Raw genomic sequence first — 16,270 nt, forward strand, 5'->3', positions numbered from 1 at the left:
GCGGTCCTCAGGCCGCGGTGGCGCCGCGGGCGCGGAGGATCGGCCAGGCCCGCTTGACCGACAGCGCGACCGCGGCGGTGATCCCCGCCTTGACCAGATCGCCCGGGATGAAGGGGGCGGATCCCAGCGCGGCCGCCTTGAGCGACAGCCCCGCCTGTACCGCCAGCACCGGAACGCCGAGGCCATAGAGCACGACGATGCCGCCGATCGTGGCAAAGACGAACGAGCGGAGCGCGGTCAGGCGTTTCCAGCCCAGCTCGTGCAGCAGGCCGGTCACATAGGCGGCCGGGATCCAGCCCAGCAGGAAGCCGACCGTCGGCCCGGCAAAGACGCCCAGCCCGCCGCGCCCGCCCGACAGGATCGGCAGCCCCAAAGCGACCAGCACGACGACAAGCCCCATCGCCAGCGCGCCGCGACGGGCACCGATGACCGCGCCCGCGAGCATCGGCCCCATCGATTGCGCGGTGATCGGAACGCCGATCAGCGGCAGGGTGATCGGCGGAAACAGCGCCAAAGCGGCCGTCAGCGCCGCGAAAAGCGCGATCAGGACGATGTCGCGGGTGGAAAGGGAAGTCATCGCAGGGGTCCTTCGGAGGGGGTTATCGGGAAATGGCGGCGCCGTCGTGATGACCGGACCGGGCCTCGATCGCCTCGGCGACCTCGTCGGCGGTCTTGAGAACGCGCAGGATCAGCGGCAGGATCAGCGCCAGAGGATGGGTGCCAAGACCGCGCGCCGCCTGGGCTTCGCGCACCCGCAGCGCCTCGTCGCGGATCACCGGCAGGAAGCGCAGCGCCAGCGCCAGCGCCAGACCGACCTTGGCCGGGTTGACGCCGAGCGGCGCCAGCGGGGCCAGCAGCCGTTCCAGCGTCGCGATCAGATCTTCGGTGCGGGTGGTCAGGGTGACCAGCGCGGCGAGCAGGATCAGCGTCAGGATCCGCAGCACGACCAGCGCGGCCAGGCTCCAGCCCGCCAGCCAGCCCTGCACCGGAAAGAGGATCGCCAGCATCCACAGCAGCGGCGCGACCTGCGCCCGGATCTGCGCGCGGCCGAAGCCCGCCAGCCGGAAGCCCGCCAGCGTCAGCGCCAGCGCGGCCAGCATGATCGCGGGCGCTTCGACCAGCATCAGCCCGGTTCCGGCCAAGGCCAGCGCGGCCAGTTTCGGTCCCGGCGGGCAGCGGTGCAGGGGGCTCATGTCATCCGCTCCACATAGGACCGCAGCGCCGGGCCGGGTTCATCATCGGCGACGATCCGGCCCTGATCAAAGACCAGCACGCGGTCGAAACCGGCCAGCAGCGGCAGGTCATGGGTGACGACGATCGCCGTCTGTGCCAGATCGGCGATCACCTGCCCGATCCGGCGGGCATTGCGCAGATCCAGCAGCGTCGTCGGCTCGTCGAAGACGATGCAATCGGGCGCGGTGATCAGCACGCCCGCAATCGCCAGCAGCTGTTTTTGCCCGCCCGACAGCCGATGCGCCGGGGCCTGGCGCAGATCGGCCAGGCCGAAACGGTCAAGGATCGCGGTGACTTTCGCGGCGCGCTCCGCCGCGCCGGACTTCTGGCCCTTGAGTCCGAAGGCGATGTCTTCCTCGACCGTGGGCAGGACGATCTGGGTATCGGGGTTCTGAAACACGAAGCCGACCTTGCGCCGTACCGCCCTGGCCTCGCGGGCGGTCTCCAGCCCGTCGATGCGCACCGTGCCGCGGTCGGGCAGCATCAGCCCGTTCAGCAATCGCGCAAACGTGCTTTTGCCCGACCCGTTCGCGCCGACGATGCCAATGCGCCGCTCGGTCAGGGTCACGGAGATCCCGCGCAGCACGTCGCGCCCGTCAAAGCTTTGAAAAACATCGGAAATTTGTATGGTGGTGGGTGCCGCAGGCAGGGAAGGAAGGGCACTGCCTGCGGCGCCTTGCAACCGCAAGCTGCTGGCGACAATACTTGAAACCATCATCGGTTTGCCCCATTTCACTTGTGGTTGCATGGTTCTGGTCACTCGGTTGGACGTTCCGCCAAGAAAATCAACCGAAGAGAGCGGCGAGGGTCATGTAACCGACCGAGGGCACCATCAGGCAGCCGAAGCCGGTGTAGAAGGTCGCCGTCAGCGCGCCATAGGGCACCAGTTTCGGATCGGTCGCGGCAAGGCCCGCGCTGACACCGCTCGTCGTGCCCATCAGACCGCCGTAAACCGCCGCCGCCGCAGGCGTCGTCAGCCCCGCGGGTTTCGCCAGAAGCGGCGTCAGGATCATCACCGCGATGGATTTCACCACACCGGCCGCCACCGAAAGCGCGATCACCTCCGACGAGGCGCCAAGCGCAGCCCCGGTCACCGGACCGACGATGAAGGTCGTCGCCCCGCCGCCGATCGTCGCCATGTCGACCACGCTCGTATAGCCGAAGGCATAGGCCACCGCCGCGCCGATCGCGGTCGAGATGATGACCGAAATCACCAGCGCGATGCCGCCCGCCAGACCGGCTTTCTTCACCTCTTCCAGTTTCACCCCGAAGGCGGTCGAGACGATGGCGAAATCGCGCAGCATCGCGCCGCCCATCAGCCCGAAGCCCGCGAACAGCGAGACATCCGAAATGCCCTTGCTGCCGCCGGTGACCTTGCCGCCGATATAGGCCAGCACCAGCCCCGCGACGATGGCGATGGCCGAACCGTGGATGCGGTTGTTGACCAGTTTGCCGATCGCATAGGAAATCCACATGATCACGCCGACGATGGCGAAGGCGGTGATCAGCGGCAGTTTTTCCAGCGTCCCAACAATGATGTCGAGCATGTCATTTTGCTCCTTGCGCAGCGCGTTTGGCCGCGTCTTCGGTTTCGGCGGTGCCACCAAGCGCCGCCAGCGGACGGATCAGCAGGAAGCCGGCAACAACCGGCAGGAAACCGGCGATGAAGGCCATGGTGCCCGCATCGAAGGCCGCAACGACGTTCTGGCTGGCCGCCATGGCGACGACGATCGGAATATACATCGCCGACCAGAATTTGATGCCGTCCTGCGCCAGTTCCGACATCCGCTCGCGGTCGATGAACCAGCGCGAGATGACGACCAAAAGCAGCATCGCGATGCCGACGCCGCCCACGTCGGCATCGATGCCGACCATGTGCCCGATCAACTTGCCGATGATCACGCCTGCGATCAGGCAGCCGCTCATCAGCGAGACCCCGTAAATCAACATGTCTTCTGTCCTCCTTGATCGGCGGAGAAGAGCGCCTGCCCCGTGCAGGCGCCCGTCCGCCTGTCCTTATTCGATGATCATGATCACCGCACCGGGTTTCAGACGGTCGCCCGGGTTGACGGCGATCGACTTCACCGTGCCGTCGATCGGCGCGGGGGTGTCGTTCTTCATCTTCATCGCCTCGACGACGGCGACGCATTGCCCCTTGGTGACGGTGGCGCCCACCGCGACCTCGATCGAGACGATCACCGAGGGCATCTTCACTTTCACATCCATTGCCTTTTCCTTTCTGGCTGTTTGATTGGGTGTTGCGGGTCGGGCCGCGCCGGGGGCGGGGCCTCGAAAAGGGAGATCAGGTGGGGGCGCTCGATCAGCTCGACGCCGGTGATGGTCTTGCCCAGCACCGAGCGCGCCCCCGACAGAAGTTCGGTCAGCTTGACGCCGATGCCGCCGGGCAGGGCGACTTCGGCATCGACCGCCAGGCCGCGCCGTTTCGCCAGCGTGGCCAGCATCGTTGCCAGTTGTTCCAGCGCGCGCAGGCTCTCGGCGCGGACCACCAGATCAAGATCGGAGTCCGGGCGCAGATAGGGCAGGCCGGTCACCGTCTGCAGCGCGGCCGAGCCGATCAGGCCGATCTCGACCCCGGAGAGGGCGCCTGCGCGGGCGATCTCGGGCAGGGCGGGATGCAGGTTCGGGCCGAGGATCAGGGCGCGGTCCATCACCTCCCAGGGGGTGAAAAAGGCCGAAACCTGGCCGCGCCGCACCGGCACCGCGGCGCGCACCCGTTCGGCGCCGTGGCGGAACGGGAAGGAGAACCCGAGCTGGCCGCCGCCATCGGGGCAGGGGCCGGTGGGACGGCAGACGATGCCGGGGATATGCGCCTTGCTCATCGCGTCGCGCACCAGCTTGCGGGTGCCGGGGTCGCGCATCTGCTCGGGCAGCGCGTCAAGAACCGCGGCCAGGATGCCCGGGCGCGAGGCGGGCGAGACATGGGCAAGGCTGTGACGGATGCGGAACATCTCAGCGCCTCTTGATCCAGGCGGGGTCGGTCTTGGCGCTTTGCGCCATGTCGCGCTGCGCGGTGACCAGCGTGTCGAAAAGCACCGTCGCCTCCGGGCCTTCGATCACGATCGGCGCGGCCCGGCCAAGCGCGGGCACCAGTTCCAGCCGCGTCGCCCCGGCCCCCACCGTCAGACCCTGCGCCACCTTCACCACCCGGCTCTTGATGCGCAGGATGGTGCGGGCGGTCTTTTCGATCACCTCGGCGGCGGTGGCGGGGGTATGGGTGACGATCACCTCGTATTCCGGATAGGTGCGGGCGCGGCGATAGGTGATGATCCGCCCCGCGCGGTCGCAGACATGCCCGGCGTCGGACACGACGAAACTGTCGCCCATCGGCAGACCGCCCACGACCAGTTCCCGCCAGGGATCGCCCAGAGGCGAGGGGACCAGCGAAATATCGGCGCGCAGCGGGCGGCCATCCAGCACCAGCCAGCCGAATTCCTGACAGCCGTAAAGATCGTGCACGGCATAGCCAAAGGCCTCGGCCACCGGCAAAAGCTCGGCATCCAGCGGCGTTCCGGCACACAGAAGCACGCAGCCCTGCGGCATCCGCGGCTTCAGATCCAGCCGCAGGGCCTGTTCCAGCGTCGCGCGCAGGAACGAGGATTCGCCAAGGATCAGCCGCGGCTGCTCGCGGCAGGCGGCCAGCAACAGCGCATCGCGGCTGGAGCGTTCCAGATGCGACCAGACCAGGCCGCAGCCCTCAAGCGCCTGTTTTGAAAACACATTCACCAGCGGCGGATAGGTGACAAGCATCCGTTCGCCCGCCGGGATCTGCAGCCGCCCGAAAATCTCCCGGGCGACTGCATTGCGGTTTTCCAGCTCGGCATGGGTCACGCCGACGATGGTCTGAAAGGCCGACGATCCGGTGGTGAAGGTCAGATAGGCCAGATTGAAGGGGGTGTGGACCTCCTCGATCACATGCGCCGCGGTGGGGCCCGCGATGCCCTTGTGCGCCAGCGTGCGGCGGGGCATTTCCGCCAAAGTCGGCACCGCGCCTTGCAGGCTCAGCGCGTCTTCGAGGGCTTTGAGATCGTCTGACATCTTCGTCTTCCTTTGGCCGTCGGTCTTTCGGGGCTCAGCGGCTGGGCGCGTAGCGATCCGCCACGGCGGCGAAATCGCGGCTCATCATCTCGATGACGCGGGGACGCTCGATCCGGCCGCCGCGGGCTTCGCCCAGCTTGCCGCGGCCCCAGGGGCCAAGATCGTCCTGCCGTCCCTCCAGCTTCGCGGCCCGGACCTCGGCGATCCGCGCGACGATGGCGGGGCGCATGCCATCGAGCGTCTCGACCAGCGCCTCGACGCCGCCAAGCGAGTGGAAGAAGCGCGGACCGGCGGCAAAGACGGCGCTTTGCTTCGACAGGACTTCCAGCGTTTCCAGATCCTTGCGGATGATCCGCGAGACCGAGGTCAAGGGCATCACATGGATCATCGTGCCGAATTGCGCATCGAGCGACAGGATCGCATCGGCCTGCAGCCCGTGGCACAGGAACGCCCCCGAGATCGCCCGGCCGATCACCATGGCGATGATCGGATGGCCCTTCAGCCGCGCCTCGGCCAGCGCCAGCTGATAGGCGGCGGTCGATTTGTTCATGCCGAAGATTTCCTCGACCTTGCCCGGGCCGTTGCCGGGGGTGTCGACGATCAGCACCAGCGGCCGTTTTTCCGCCAGCGGCTTTTCGGCATCCTCGATGATCGAGGCATAGACCGCCTCGGCCATCTTGTAGCCTTCCTCCAGCCCGATGATCCCGGCGTAGACCACCGGGAATTTCTCGTTCATCGCGCCGCCATCCGAGGCGATGATCGTGCAGACCGTGCCTTGCAGCGTCGCGGTGCCGACGACCGCGCCCGGCCCGAATTCGGGATCGTCGAAGCTTTTCGCCCCCACGGTGCCCTCGGCGAAGCTGCCCGCATCGACGATCATCTCGATCGCGTCGCGGCCCCGCCCCATCATGCTTTCCTGCATGTCCATGATTTTTCTCCTTTTCGGGTCAGACGGCGAGACGGCGCACAGTGGCCAGAAACTCGGACAGGGGCAGGTCGATCAGCCCGTGGGCGTCAGTGTTGCCCGCCCGCGTCCAGACATCGGTCGCATCAGAGGGTTGCATCTCGGCCGCCAGCGCCACGGCGCGCAGCTGCGCCTTGACCTTGGCGGGCGAACCGATGCGGCGCATCTCCTCGAAGGCCTCGATCGAAAGCCCGGCCAGCGCCGAGACCTGCTCGCGGAAGGCCGCGACGGTGTTTTCGACCAGGAAATTCGCATCGCCCATGATGAACTTGTGCCGCCCGCCGGTGGTGCGGTAGACAAGCGCGCGGTCAGAGGCGTCGAATTCCTCCTTGCCCATTTCCTGCTCGATCACCTCGGGGCCGGTCAGGCCAAGGCGGCCGAATTCCGACATGATGATCACGTCGGTGGCGGCGGCGACGAAGCCCATCCCGCCAAAGGCGCCGACCTTGGAGCCGATCAGCGCGATCACCGGCACCTTGCCGCGGGCCTTTTGCAGCTGGTCCATCACCTCGGCATGGGCCAGAAGCCCGGCGTTGGCCTCGTGCAGCCGCACGCCGCCGGTCTCGAAGGAAATCACCACGAGGGGCTTTTCCTCTTCGTCGAGGTCGTCGAATTGCGCCACAAGATCGTCATGGAAGTCGATCGCCAGCTTGATCGTGTTGACCATTTTCGCGCCGCCGATCTCGCCGACCGAGCCGCCGATGAAGCGGCCTTCCTGCGAGATCACGAAAACGGGGGTGCGGCCGATCTTGCCGACGCCGGTGACGATGCCGTCGTCAAAGGCCACGGCATCGCCGAGCAGGGCCAGGTGCGGGCTGGTCACCCGGTCGAAGGGGCCGGCCAGTTCGGTGAAGCTGCCCTCGTCCACCAGACCGATGGCACGGTCGCGGGCCGAGGCTTCAAGGAAGCTGCGGGGTTGCAGGTCTGTCCAGTTGGTCATCTCGTCTCTCCGCCTCAGGCCGCGGCCAGCGCCTGTTGCAGGCGCAACAGCACGACGGCGGGGGTGGCGTTGTTGTCGTTGATCTCGATGCGGGCGTCGCAAAGCCCGGACTCGTCGAGGAATTTCTGCAAGACGCGGGTCCAGAGCGCGTCAAAGCCGGTGACGGGGGTGACCACGGTCACCGCGACGCGGCCCGAAAGGTCTTCGGGATGCATCATGATTTCCAGATCGCTGGATCCGGTGACGCCCACATGCAGGCGGGCTTGGATCTTCGTCTTCGGCGCGGCGGCGGCCAGATCCAGGGTGAGAGTGTGCAAGGCCATGATTTTGCCTGTCTTTACCAGTTGCGGAAGCGGGCGGGCGGGTTGTAAAGGCCGCCGGACCAGGTCACGAGATCGCGCATGCTTTTCGCGGCCAGCAGGTCGCGGTTGGCACGGGCGGGGTTGATGCCCAGATCGGAGACGGTCTTGACGATGCCCGCCTCGCGCAGGGCGCGGGTTTCTTCGGGTTTCGCGGCAAGGCCGATGTCGGTGAAGCCCGCGACGGCGCGGATGGCGGCCATGCGGGCCTCCATGTCCTTGCAGCGGTTCAGGTAGGCGATGCCTTCCTCGGTGACGATATGGGTCAGGTCGTCGCCGTAGATCATCACCGGCGGGATCGGCAGATCGGCATCCCGCGCCAGTTTCCAGGCGTCAAGTTCGTCGACAAAGACCGGGGCACGGCCCTCGCCGAAGGTTTCAACCCCTTGCACCACAAGGCGTTTGCCGCGCGGCAGATTGCCGATGTCACGCTCGAGCGAGGGCAGTTCCTGGCCGCATTTCAGCCAGGCGTCGGTCGGGTGGCGCCGCCCCTTGGCATCGCAGCCCATGTTCGGCGCGCCGCCGAAGCCGGCCACCCGGCCCGCCGTCGCGGTCGAGGAGTTGCCGTATTTGTCGATCTGCAGCGTGCCGCCGATGAACATGTCGATGGCGTAATGCCCCGCCGTCTGGGCAAAGGCCCGGTTCGAGCGCAGCGAGCCGTCCGGCCCCACGAAGAACACGTCCGGCCGCGAGGCGACGTAATCTTCCATGCCCAACTCACCGCCGAAGCAATGGATCGTGTCGACCCAGCCTTCCTCGATCGCCGGGATCATGGTCGGATGCGGGTTCAAGATCATATGCGTGCAGCATTTGCCCTTGAGCCCCAGTTCCAGACCATAGGTCGGCAGGATCAGTTCAATGGCCGAGGTCAAAAAGCCGATGCCGTGGTTCATCGAGCTGACGCCATATTCGGCATAGATCCCCTTCAGGCACATCATCGCCAAAAGGATCTGGCTGTCGGTCACCAGCGCCGGATCGCGGGTGAAAAGCGGCTCGATGAAGAACGGCTTCGGCGATTGGATCACCGCATCCACCCAGTCGCCCGGAATATCGACGCGCGGCAGTTCGTCAACGATTTCATTGACCTGCGCGATGACGATGCCTTCGCGGAACTTTGTCGCCTCGACGATGGCGGGGGTGTCTTCGGTGTTGAAGCCGGTGTAAAGGTTGCCCTTGCGGTCAGCCTTGTAGGCGCAGACGAGCGAGACCCGCGGCGTCAGGTCCAGGAAGTAGCGGCCGAAAAGTTCCAGATAGGTGTGGATCGCGCCCAGCTCGATCTTGCCATTGGCGATGAATTTCGCCACCCGCCCGGCTTGCGGCCCGCCAAAGGCGAAGTCGAGTTTCTTGGCGATGCCGTTTTCAAAGAGATCCAGATGCGCGGGCAGCGGCACCGCCGATTGCACCATGTGCAGGTCATGGATCTTGCCGCGGTCAACCTTGTTCAGGCATTCGGCCAGGAAGTCGGCCTGTTTCTGGTTGTTGCCTTCGATGTTGATGATGTCGAAGGGGCGGATCACCGCTTCCAGAAGCGCCACCGTATCCTTGGCGAGCACTTCCTTGCCCTTGACATAGAGGGGCGCTGCCGCCTCCTTGCGCGCGGCGGTATCTTCCGCCCGCTTGCGCCAGCTGTTGCGCTTGTCTTGCTGCGTCATTTGCTTTCGTCTTCCTCCTTCAGAGGGTTTTCAAAGGGTTGCCTGCGTCGCGGCGAGGGGGATCTCGCCGAAGATGACGCTGTGAAGGGTGCCGTCGGCGGTGCGCAGACAGAGCGCGCCATCCGGGCCAAGCGCCTCGGCGATGCCCTGACGGGGGGCTTGCGGGGCGGAAAGGGTGACGGGCTGGCCCAGCGTGCAGGAGCGCACCGACCAGGCATGCCGGGCGGGCTCGAAGCCGAGGCGTTCCCATTCGGTCAGCCGGTGGTCGAGCCGTTCGACCAGCGCCGCGAAAAGATCGAAGCGGTCGACCTTGCGGCCGGTTTCGGCGCTGATCGAGGTGGCGATGGCTTGCAGCTCCGGCGGGAAATCCGTGCGGTTCTGGGCGATGTTGATGCCGATGCCCGCGATGATGTGATCCAGATCGCCTTCGGGGGTCAGCACCAGTTCGCACAGGATGCCCGAAAGCTTGCGGCCCGCGACCATCAGGTCGTTCGGCCATTTGATTTGCGGCGCAAGGCCCGTGCTGCGGGTGATGGCCTCGGCCGCGGCGACGGCGATGACAAGCGTCACCTGCGCCAGATCGGCCAGAGGGCGGGAGGGACGCAGAAGCACCGAGGCGAGCAGGCTTTCCCCGGGACGCGAAACCCAGGGTCGGTCGTATTTGCCCCGTCCGGCCGTCTGATGATCGGCCAGAACGATGGTGCCCGTGGGCGCGCCCCTCCGCGCCAGACCGGCCAGGAAGCTGTTTGTGGAGGACAGAACGGGCCGGTGGTGGACCGCGCAGCCGATCCCGGTCCGACGCCGGACGGGAAGGGCAAGCGTCGGGAGGTTCGGGAGAAGATCGGGATGGTGCGCGGTCATGGGTTTGCTCCTGTGAGCGGGTCAGGGACGGTCGGTCAGTTGACCAGACCGATGGTCGAGGCGAAGACACCGACGGCGATGGCCGAGACGATGACCCCGCAGATCGAGGCGCCCATGGCGAGCGGCATGATCATGGCGTGGGGGTTGGCTTCGAAGGCTTCCTTCTGGGCGATCTTCGCGGTCGAGGGCATGCAGGAGACGCCGGCGATACCGATGACGGGGTTGTAATTGCCCTTCGACAGTTTCCAGACCAGATAGCCGCCGCCGATGCCGCCAAGCGCCGAGACGGCCAGCGCGGTGATGCCAAGGATCAGCAGCAGCGCGACTTGCGGATCAAGCAGGGTTCCGGCTTCGCACAGCGTCCCCAGCACCAGGCCCAGAAGCAGGGTCGAGGCGTAAGTGACGGTGTTTTCAAGGAACTTCTGGTAGGGCTCGATTTCCGCTTCCTTGATCGCGACGCCGAGGAAGAACGACAGGATCAGCGGCGTGGCGACGGGCAGCAGCAGGCACAGCAGACCGGCGGCAACCACGGTGAAGATGAATTTCGCCTGCGGCGTGACATCGGGGAAGTCGTAATCGACTTCGATGGCGCGGTGCTCTTCCTTGATCAGCCAGCGCACCAGATAGGGGTAGCCCGCATAGGTCAGCGACAGATAAAGATAGGCGATGATCGAGATCGGCACGAAGAGGTTCTTCGCCATCATCAGCGAGCCAAAGAGCACCATCGGACCATCGGCGCCGCCGATCGTGCCCACGGCCGCGGCTTCACCGGGCGTCAGGCCGCAATAGTAACCGATCACCAGCGTCACGAAGGTGCCCAGTTCCGCGCAGACCGCGACCGCGATCGAGGCCCAGGGCCGGGCGAGGATGAAGGAAATGTCCGCCATCGTGCCGATGCCCATGAAGAGCATGCAGGCCACCAGCGAGTTGACGAAGGTGAAGTTGTAGATCGGCTGCAGGAAGTTGATCTGCATGATGTCCATGAGCGCATTCGTCTCGGATACCAGGGGCGAGATCACCAGCGTGCCGACCTGGCCGCCTTCCAGGATCATCACGCCGGCGTTGACCGCCATCATGCCAAGGCCCATCGGCACCATGATCAGCGGTTCCAGCGTGCGCTTGAAGCCCAGATAGGCCAGCAGGAAACCAAGCCCGATGAACGCCAGACGGGCGAAGGAAATCAGCGGGTCCTGGATGAAGAGTGTCCCGATACCGGGAAAGATGTTGAACAGGGTCTCAAGCATTTGAGCGCCTCAGGATGCGTTGGGAGAGGAGAGGAGTTTCGAGATGCCGACGATCACGCCGATCACCGCAAAGGAGATCGCGGCGGTGATCAGGTAGCTGAAGGCGGCATAGGTGATGATGTTCATGGATGCCTCAGGGGTTGCAGGGGGCGAAGGGCAGGGCCTCCGCGGGGAAGATCGGGGGCAGCTCGCCCCCGGAAAGCGCATCGACGCCAAGGGTCACGGCCAGAAGATCGGCCGCGCCGCCGGGGCTGATGTGTCGTTCGATGAACCGCGCATCGAGCGCGTGGATCGCCGCCAGCCCGTCGCCGGTCAGCGCGCCGCCAAGGGCGAGGATCTTGCGGGCCTCGGTCCGCATGAAGCTCAGCGCCGCGGGACCGCCGCGCCACAGCACGGTGGTGTCCTCGGTCTCGGCCATCAGCGCGATCAGCGTGTGGCACAGGCTGGTGGCCAGCGTCGCGCCGCTGGCGCGGGCGGCGCGCAGGGCGGGCAGGCCGTGGTTGCGCACGGTCGGATAGCCCGCCTCGGCCTCGCCGCGGATGCCAAGGACACCGTATTGACGAAACAGTTTCTCGCCCGCGGTTTCGGCCTCGCGGTGCAATCCGGCGCGCAATTCGCGGTCGCAGATCCCGGCGACCATCGCCGCGGCGGTGTCGAACAGCGCCGCCTCGGTCAGGTCGTCCCTGCGGGCGGCCAGCCCCGCCGCCGCCGCCAGCACGCCCGCCGAAAACAGCAGCCCGCGCTGGGTGTTGACGCCGCGCGTCGCGGCCAGAAGCCGGGCCTCGTAGATCTCGCCGATGGCGCGCACCCGGGGCAGCAGCGTCAGGGCCGGGCCGGCATGGTCAAGCCCGGCCTCCGCGCATTGGTAAAGACAGGGCGCAATCACCGCCGAAGAGACCATGAAGGTCTGCAGGTTCATGTCCCGATGCGCGCCGTTCGAGCGCGGCGTCACCAGACCGGGTTTGGGATGGGTGGAGATTTCCAGCAGCGCCCCGGTCAGGAAAGCCGATCCGATCGACCAGGCGCTGGTTTGCGGTGACAAGGCAATGTCGCTGAACCAGTCCAGCGGCCTGCGCAACGCGTATTTCATGGGTTTCGTCCCGCGCAACTGACGGCAGCGCGGCGCTTCGTGAACGCCAGGCGTTCCACGGCCAATGCAGGGATTACCTCTGGTCGGGGAAACCGTCAGACATGCGCCACACCGATGTCACTTGCTCACGCGGCGCTTTGGGTTCGTCAGCCGTCGCAGCCCCACGCGGGCAGACGGCTCATCACGGGATCACGGCCCTGTCGGGCAGCTTCGCCTCACGTCCTTGTGATCGTTCGTGATCCGAAGCATGGCAGCATCGTTACGCCTGTCGCCCGGGCTTGTCCAGAAATCGTTTTCAGGGCGCAAGAGGCTGCGTCAAAGCGCCGCAGTTTTGCAGCTATTCATGGCAAAATCAATGACTTGGCAAAAATGGAGCCAGCTTTGCAACAGCGGCGCGCGGGAATTGGCCCGCGGCTTGCGGCTCGCGTTTTCGTCAACGGCGACAGGCGATTGCGGCGCGGCGGCAGGCCGGGCGGCAATCGCCATGCAGCCATGGAAGTCTAGATATGCATCACCCCGAAGCCGATGCGTTCGTGGTTCGTCGTGGGATGAAAGGCCGATTCGCCATGCGCGGCGACGGCGACCCAGTGCCCGTCCGAGACCAGCGCCACCTTGAGCTTGAGGTTCGATTCCGCCACCACCGTCGCCGAGACCCCCTGCAGGCATTCCAGCCCGGCGTGAATCACCCCGTGCACGGCGCCCGGGCGGTTGTGGATCACCCCGCCGTTCAGCGCACAGGCGACGATCGACTTGACGAAGCCCTTTTCGATTTCGGACCGCCGCCCGGTGACATAGGTGATCCCCACCTTCCAGGTCGGATGGGCCAGGATCTGCTCCTTGATCAGGTCTTCCTCTTCGCGGCTGCTGATGGCGGCCATGATGGCGGCCTTGCCGATTCTGTCTGCTGTGACTTGCATGTTCGTTCCGATCCGACCCGTTTCACCGCGTTCATAGCGGCGCGACAGGGGCGGCTCAATCGCGATGATCGCGGCCCGCGCGGCGGCGCGGTGAAAGCCGCCCCGTCAGCCGTCGGGATCCGCCTTCACGAAGCGGCTCATGGCGCTGCCGATGTCTTCGGACAGCCGCAGGATGGTCTCCAGCCGGGCCTTGATCTCGGCGTGAAACAGATCGAGCTGATCGATCGTCGAGACCAGACCGGCGCCGTTTTCGCGCAACCGGCCGCATTCGACGCGCCCCATCACCCGGATCGTGTCCAGACCCAGCATCAGCCGCCGGATCTCCGCGCTGGATCGGGCCAGCTCCTCGGCATGGCCGACCGCAGTCGTCAGCGCGGCATGGCTGTCGCGCCGGGTGGCGCCGCGTGCCTCGGCCAGTTTCGCGGCCTCGGTCTGCCAGTCCAGCCCGGGAACCGGCTCGGCCTGCCGGAAGGTCGCGATCATTTCCGCCATCACCCGATTGGCCCCCAGCAGGAAAAGCGCCCGCGCCACCTCGCGCGAGACGCGGTCGCACAGATTCTCCCGGCCGCTGACGAAACTGCGCAGCCGGTCCGAGATCACCAGGCTCGAGGCGCGGTAATTCTCGGAGATCGCCGAAACCGGCCCGCCCGAGGGTTCCAGCCGCGAGGCGACAAGGCGCATGTTGTTCGGGATCGACTGCAGCGATTCGAAACTGCGCAACAGCTTCTTCTGTTCCTGCGTCACCCGTTCGAGGGCCTCGTTCATCTCGATCAGCCGCCGGGTGCGCGGGTCTTCCGGGCGGCCAAGCCGATGGTCGCGCGCGGCCAGTTCCTGCCCCAAAGCGCTGGCCATGAAGGTGGTGTAGCTGGTGAATCCCGCCTCGGTGATGATCGTCCAGAGCCTGCGCGCGCTGTCGCCGGGATCCAGTCGCTCGGCGCGTTCGCGGGCCGCAAGCTCGGCATAGACCTTGCGGATCTGCGCGAAAAGCGGCGTCGAGGGCTTGAGACGGACCGACAGGAACCCGCCCTCGGTGGGCAGGATCACCGCGAAGACCCAGTAGAAATCGCCATTGCGGGCGCGGTTCTTGACATAGCCGCCCATCGGAAAGCCGTTGCCAAGCGCATCCCACAGGATGCGAAACACCGCACGGGGGGTGTCGGGGTGGCGGATGATCTTGTGCGGCGCGCCCAGAAGCTCTGACCAGGCGAAGCCGGAGACATTCTGGAAGACATCGTTGCCTGCCAGAATGACCCCGCGCGGATCGGTCCGCGAAAAGAAAAGATCGTCGAGTCGAAAATTGACCTCGCCCTCGGGCTGGCCGGAGAGATCGCGCTGATGAGTCATGAGCTTTCTCGCTGAAATTTTCGCAAGCTTATCGTCAGCGGTCTTAACGGCTGATTTACGGCGGCTGAAAAAATCGCTTTGCCGGGGTAGGGGGGCGATCAGGCGATCCCGGCCAGATGCGCCAGAACGCCAAGACCGGCCGACCCGGCCAGCACCGCCGCCATGCCCCAGCCGCGCCGGAACAGCGCCCAGACCGCGACGGCGGCAATTCCGGTTGCGGGCAGATCAAGCGTGGCCATCTGCGGCAGATCAAGGCTGACCGGCCCAAGGCTGATCCGCGTGACCCCGCGCCAGAGCAGATGCAGCGCAAACCACAGCGCCAGATTGGCGATCACCCCCACCACCGCCGCGGTGACCGCCGAAAGCGCCGCGCCAAGGGCACGGTTGGCGCGCAGCCGCTCGATGAAAGGCGCCCCAAGGAAAATCCAGGCAAAACAGGGGGCAAAGGTGACCCAGCTGGCCAGAAGCCCGCCCAGACTGCCCGCCAGCAGCGGCGCCTCCCAGCCCGCGGCGCGAAAGGCCGCCATGAAGCCGACGAATTGCAGCACCATGATCAGCGGCCCGGGCGTCGTTTCCGCCATGCCCAGCCCGTCCAGCATCTCGGTCGGCCGCAGCCAGCCGAAATCGGTCACCGCCGCCTGCGCCACCCAGGCCAGCACCGCATAGGCGCCGCCAAAGGTCAGCACGGCAAGTTTCGAAAAGAAAAGCGCGATCGCGGTGAAGACACTCTCGGGTGCAAGCAGCCAAAGCGCCGCCACCGGCAGCAGCCACAGCATCAGCGCCACGGCGCCCGCCCTCAGCGCGGCGCGGCGCTCGGCTCCGGTCGGGTCGCCGTGCTCCTCGCCCAGAAGCGTTTCGGCATCGGGGGTCGCAGGGCCGCCCGCCGCGCCATGCCCGCCGGGCGCAAAGGCCGCGGGCGCGATCAGGCCGCCAAGCACGCCGATCAGCGCCGCCGCCGCCACGATCAGCGGGAACGGCAGGGCCAATGCGAAAAGCCCGACAAAGGCCGCCACCGCCAGCGCCCGTTGCGCCCGGGTTTTCAGCGCGCGTTTCGCCAGCCGCAGCACCGCCTGCGCGACGATCGCCAGCACCCCGGCCTTGAGCCCGAAGAAAAGGCCCGCGACCAGCCCGCCCCCGCCCCAAAGCGCATAGATCCAGCTGAGCGTCATCAGCGCGGCCACACCGGGCGCGAGGAACAAAAGCCCCGCCAGAACCGCGCCGCGCACCCCATGCAGCAGCCAGCCGACATAGGTGGCCAGCTGCATCGCCTCGGGACCGGGCAAGAGCATGCAGAAGTTCAGCGCATGCAGGAAACGGGCGTCGCCGAGCCAGCGTTTTTCCTCGACAAGGATGCGGTGCATCACCGCGATCTGCCCCGCCGGTCCGCCAAAGGACAGGCCCGCGATCCGCGCCCAGACGCGCGCGGCTTCGCCCAGACCGGGCCTTTCGATGCTGCCGCTCATGGTGTCGCCCCGCCTGGCCGGTCCCGGTTGCCCCGTCGCGGGGCTTTCGGCGCACCATGCCCCGGCCCCTCCGGCCTGTCAAACCCGGCCCCGCCCGAGAGACAGCCGCCACGGGGGCGCTTTCGTCGGGCGGTCTGTCGTGGCAGG

The 16,270-nt window shown here is 66.5% G+C and carries 19 protein-coding genes; all 19 read right to left on the reverse strand.

What is annotated here, in order from left to right; translation table 11 throughout:
* Positions 1 to 7: 7 nt before the first annotated feature.
* Positions 8 to 577: a biotin transporter BioY gene (locus RCAP_RS18055; protein WP_013069343.1), complete on the reverse strand. Its 570-nt coding sequence runs from the start codon at positions 575 to 577 to the stop codon at positions 8 to 10.
* A gap of 22 nt (positions 578 to 599) precedes the next feature.
* The gene (locus tag RCAP_RS18060; protein WP_013069344.1) at positions 600 to 1,193 is read right to left on the reverse strand and encodes an energy-coupling factor transporter transmembrane component T family protein; all 594 of its coding nucleotides are present in this window, start codon (positions 1,191 to 1,193) and stop codon (positions 600 to 602) included.
* On the reverse strand, positions 1,190 to 1,819 hold the full coding sequence (locus RCAP_RS18065) for an energy-coupling factor ABC transporter ATP-binding protein (protein ID WP_013069345.1): 630 nt from the start codon (positions 1,817 to 1,819) through the stop codon (positions 1,190 to 1,192). The genes RCAP_RS18060 and RCAP_RS18065 overlap by 4 nt, the downstream gene beginning before the upstream one ends.
* A gap of 199 nt (positions 1,820 to 2,018) precedes the next feature.
* On the reverse strand, positions 2,019 to 2,780 hold the full coding sequence (gene madM / locus RCAP_RS18070; protein WP_013069346.1) for a malonate transporter subunit MadM: 762 nt from the start codon (positions 2,778 to 2,780) through the stop codon (positions 2,019 to 2,021).
* A 1-nt stretch (position 2,781) separates the two neighbouring features.
* Entirely contained in the window at positions 2,782 to 3,183 is a 402-nt protein-coding gene (gene madL / locus RCAP_RS18075) for a malonate transporter subunit MadL (protein WP_013069347.1), read from the reverse strand.
* Positions 3,184 to 3,249: 66 nt separating this feature from the next.
* A complete protein-coding gene (locus RCAP_RS18080) occupies positions 3,250 to 3,459 on the reverse strand; it encodes a biotin/lipoyl-containing protein (protein ID WP_013069348.1) in 210 nt (69 codons plus the stop codon).
* Positions 3,450 to 4,202, reverse strand: a complete 753-nt coding sequence (gene mdcG / locus RCAP_RS18085; protein ID WP_013069349.1) for a malonate decarboxylase holo-[acyl-carrier-protein] synthase — start codon at positions 4,200 to 4,202, stop codon at positions 3,450 to 3,452. Before mdcG ends, RCAP_RS18080 begins: the two co-directional genes overlap by 10 nt.
* Position 4,203: 1 nt before the next feature.
* Positions 4,204 to 5,289 carry an acyl-CoA synthetase family protein gene (locus RCAP_RS18090; RefSeq protein WP_013069350.1) on the reverse strand — a complete coding sequence of 362 codons (1,086 nt, stop codon included), beginning with the start codon at positions 5,287 to 5,289 and terminating at the stop codon, positions 4,204 to 4,206.
* 34 nt (positions 5,290 to 5,323) lie between these two features.
* The gene (gene mdcE / locus RCAP_RS18095; RefSeq protein WP_013069351.1) at positions 5,324 to 6,217 is read right to left on the reverse strand and encodes a biotin-independent malonate decarboxylase subunit gamma; all 894 of its coding nucleotides are present in this window, start codon (positions 6,215 to 6,217) and stop codon (positions 5,324 to 5,326) included.
* Between the two features lie 19 nt (positions 6,218 to 6,236).
* The gene (locus tag RCAP_RS18100; RefSeq protein ID WP_013069352.1) at positions 6,237 to 7,193 is read right to left on the reverse strand and encodes a biotin-independent malonate decarboxylase subunit beta; all 957 of its coding nucleotides are present in this window, start codon (positions 7,191 to 7,193) and stop codon (positions 6,237 to 6,239) included.
* Between the two features lie 14 nt (positions 7,194 to 7,207).
* Positions 7,208 to 7,516, reverse strand: coding sequence for a malonate decarboxylase acyl carrier protein (mdcC, locus tag RCAP_RS18105; protein WP_013069353.1), 309 nt, complete (start codon positions 7,514 to 7,516; stop codon positions 7,208 to 7,210).
* A 14-nt stretch (positions 7,517 to 7,530) separates the two neighbouring features.
* On the reverse strand, positions 7,531 to 9,204 hold the full coding sequence (mdcA, locus tag RCAP_RS18110) for a malonate decarboxylase subunit alpha (RefSeq protein ID WP_013069354.1): 1,674 nt from the start codon (positions 9,202 to 9,204) through the stop codon (positions 7,531 to 7,533).
* Positions 9,205 to 9,234: 30 nt separating this feature from the next.
* Positions 9,235 to 10,065, reverse strand: a complete 831-nt coding sequence (locus tag RCAP_RS18115; protein ID WP_013069355.1) for a biotin--[acetyl-CoA-carboxylase] ligase — start codon at positions 10,063 to 10,065, stop codon at positions 9,235 to 9,237.
* A gap of 35 nt (positions 10,066 to 10,100) precedes the next feature.
* The gene (gene madB / locus RCAP_RS18120) at positions 10,101 to 11,309 is read right to left on the reverse strand and encodes a Na+-transporting malonate decarboxylase, carboxybiotin decarboxylase subunit (protein WP_013069356.1); all 1,209 of its coding nucleotides are present in this window, start codon (positions 11,307 to 11,309) and stop codon (positions 10,101 to 10,103) included.
* A 133-nt stretch (positions 11,310 to 11,442) separates the two neighbouring features.
* Complete coding sequence (mdcB, locus tag RCAP_RS18125; protein ID WP_013069358.1) at positions 11,443 to 12,399, reverse strand: triphosphoribosyl-dephospho-CoA synthase MdcB; 957 nt, start codon at positions 12,397 to 12,399, stop codon at positions 11,443 to 11,445.
* A 315-nt stretch (positions 12,400 to 12,714) separates the two neighbouring features.
* Positions 12,715 to 12,885 carry a hypothetical protein gene (locus tag RCAP_RS19760; RefSeq protein WP_013069359.1) on the reverse strand — a complete coding sequence of 57 codons (171 nt, stop codon included), beginning with the start codon at positions 12,883 to 12,885 and terminating at the stop codon, positions 12,715 to 12,717.
* A gap of 14 nt (positions 12,886 to 12,899) precedes the next feature.
* Positions 12,900 to 13,316 (reverse strand): HutP family protein, encoded by a 417-nt coding sequence (locus RCAP_RS18130; protein WP_013069360.1) that lies wholly within the window; start codon positions 13,314 to 13,316, stop codon positions 12,900 to 12,902.
* Positions 13,317 to 13,421: 105 nt separating this feature from the next.
* Positions 13,422 to 14,660, reverse strand: coding sequence for a PAS domain-containing protein (locus tag RCAP_RS18135; RefSeq protein ID WP_013069361.1), 1,239 nt, complete (start codon positions 14,658 to 14,660; stop codon positions 13,422 to 13,424).
* Positions 14,661 to 14,758: 98 nt separating this feature from the next.
* Complete coding sequence (chrA, locus tag RCAP_RS18140; protein ID WP_013069362.1) at positions 14,759 to 16,123, reverse strand: chromate efflux transporter; 1,365 nt, start codon at positions 16,121 to 16,123, stop codon at positions 14,759 to 14,761.
* Between the last annotated feature and the right edge of the window lie 147 nt (positions 16,124 to 16,270).

This window comes from Rhodobacter capsulatus SB 1003 (assembly GCF_000021865.1).
Classification (GTDB): Bacteria; Pseudomonadota; Alphaproteobacteria; order Rhodobacterales; family Rhodobacteraceae; genus Rhodobacter; species Rhodobacter capsulatus_B.

Bases quoted from the DNA above. Each gene is read 5' to 3' on its own strand.
- mdcB (WP_013069358.1), bottom strand. From the start codon at position 12,399: ATGAAATACGCGTTGCGCAGGCCGCTGGACTGGTTCAGCGACATTGCC.
- chrA (WP_013069362.1), bottom strand. From the start codon at position 16,123: ATGAGCGGCAGCATCGAAAGGCCCGGTCTGGGCGAAGCCGCGCGCGTC.
- RCAP_RS18115 (WP_013069355.1), bottom strand. From the start codon at position 10,065: ATGACCGCGCACCATCCCGATCTTCTCCCGAACCTCCCGACGCTTGCC.
- RCAP_RS18060 (WP_013069344.1), bottom strand. From the start codon at position 1,193: ATGAGCCCCCTGCACCGCTGCCCGCCGGGACCGAAACTGGCCGCGCTG.
- RCAP_RS18055 (WP_013069343.1), bottom strand. From the start codon at position 577: ATGACTTCCCTTTCCACCCGCGACATCGTCCTGATCGCGCTTTTCGCG.
- mdcG (WP_013069349.1), bottom strand. From the start codon at position 4,202: ATGTTCCGCATCCGTCACAGCCTTGCCCATGTCTCGCCCGCCTCGCGC.
- RCAP_RS18130 (WP_013069360.1), bottom strand. From the start codon at position 13,316: ATGCAAGTCACAGCAGACAGAATCGGCAAGGCCGCCATCATGGCCGCC.
- RCAP_RS18090 (WP_013069350.1), bottom strand. From the start codon at position 5,289: ATGTCAGACGATCTCAAAGCCCTCGAAGACGCGCTGAGCCTGCAAGGC.
- mdcA (WP_013069354.1), bottom strand. From the start codon at position 9,204: ATGACGCAGCAAGACAAGCGCAACAGCTGGCGCAAGCGGGCGGAAGAT.
- madM (WP_013069346.1), bottom strand. From the start codon at position 2,780: ATGCTCGACATCATTGTTGGGACGCTGGAAAAACTGCCGCTGATCACC.
- RCAP_RS19760 (WP_013069359.1), bottom strand. From the start codon at position 12,885: ATGGCGATTGCCGCCCGGCCTGCCGCCGCGCCGCAATCGCCTGTCGCC.
- madB (WP_013069356.1), bottom strand. From the start codon at position 11,309: ATGCTTGAGACCCTGTTCAACATCTTTCCCGGTATCGGGACACTCTTC.
- RCAP_RS18080 (WP_013069348.1), bottom strand. From the start codon at position 3,459: ATGGATGTGAAAGTGAAGATGCCCTCGGTGATCGTCTCGATCGAGGTC.
- madL (WP_013069347.1), bottom strand. From the start codon at position 3,183: ATGTTGATTTACGGGGTCTCGCTGATGAGCGGCTGCCTGATCGCAGGC.
- RCAP_RS18135 (WP_013069361.1), bottom strand. From the start codon at position 14,660: ATGACTCATCAGCGCGATCTCTCCGGCCAGCCCGAGGGCGAGGTCAAT.
- mdcC (WP_013069353.1), bottom strand. From the start codon at position 7,516: ATGGCCTTGCACACTCTCACCCTGGATCTGGCCGCCGCCGCGCCGAAG.
- mdcE (WP_013069351.1), bottom strand. From the start codon at position 6,217: ATGGACATGCAGGAAAGCATGATGGGGCGGGGCCGCGACGCGATCGAG.
- RCAP_RS18100 (WP_013069352.1), bottom strand. From the start codon at position 7,193: ATGACCAACTGGACAGACCTGCAACCCCGCAGCTTCCTTGAAGCCTCG.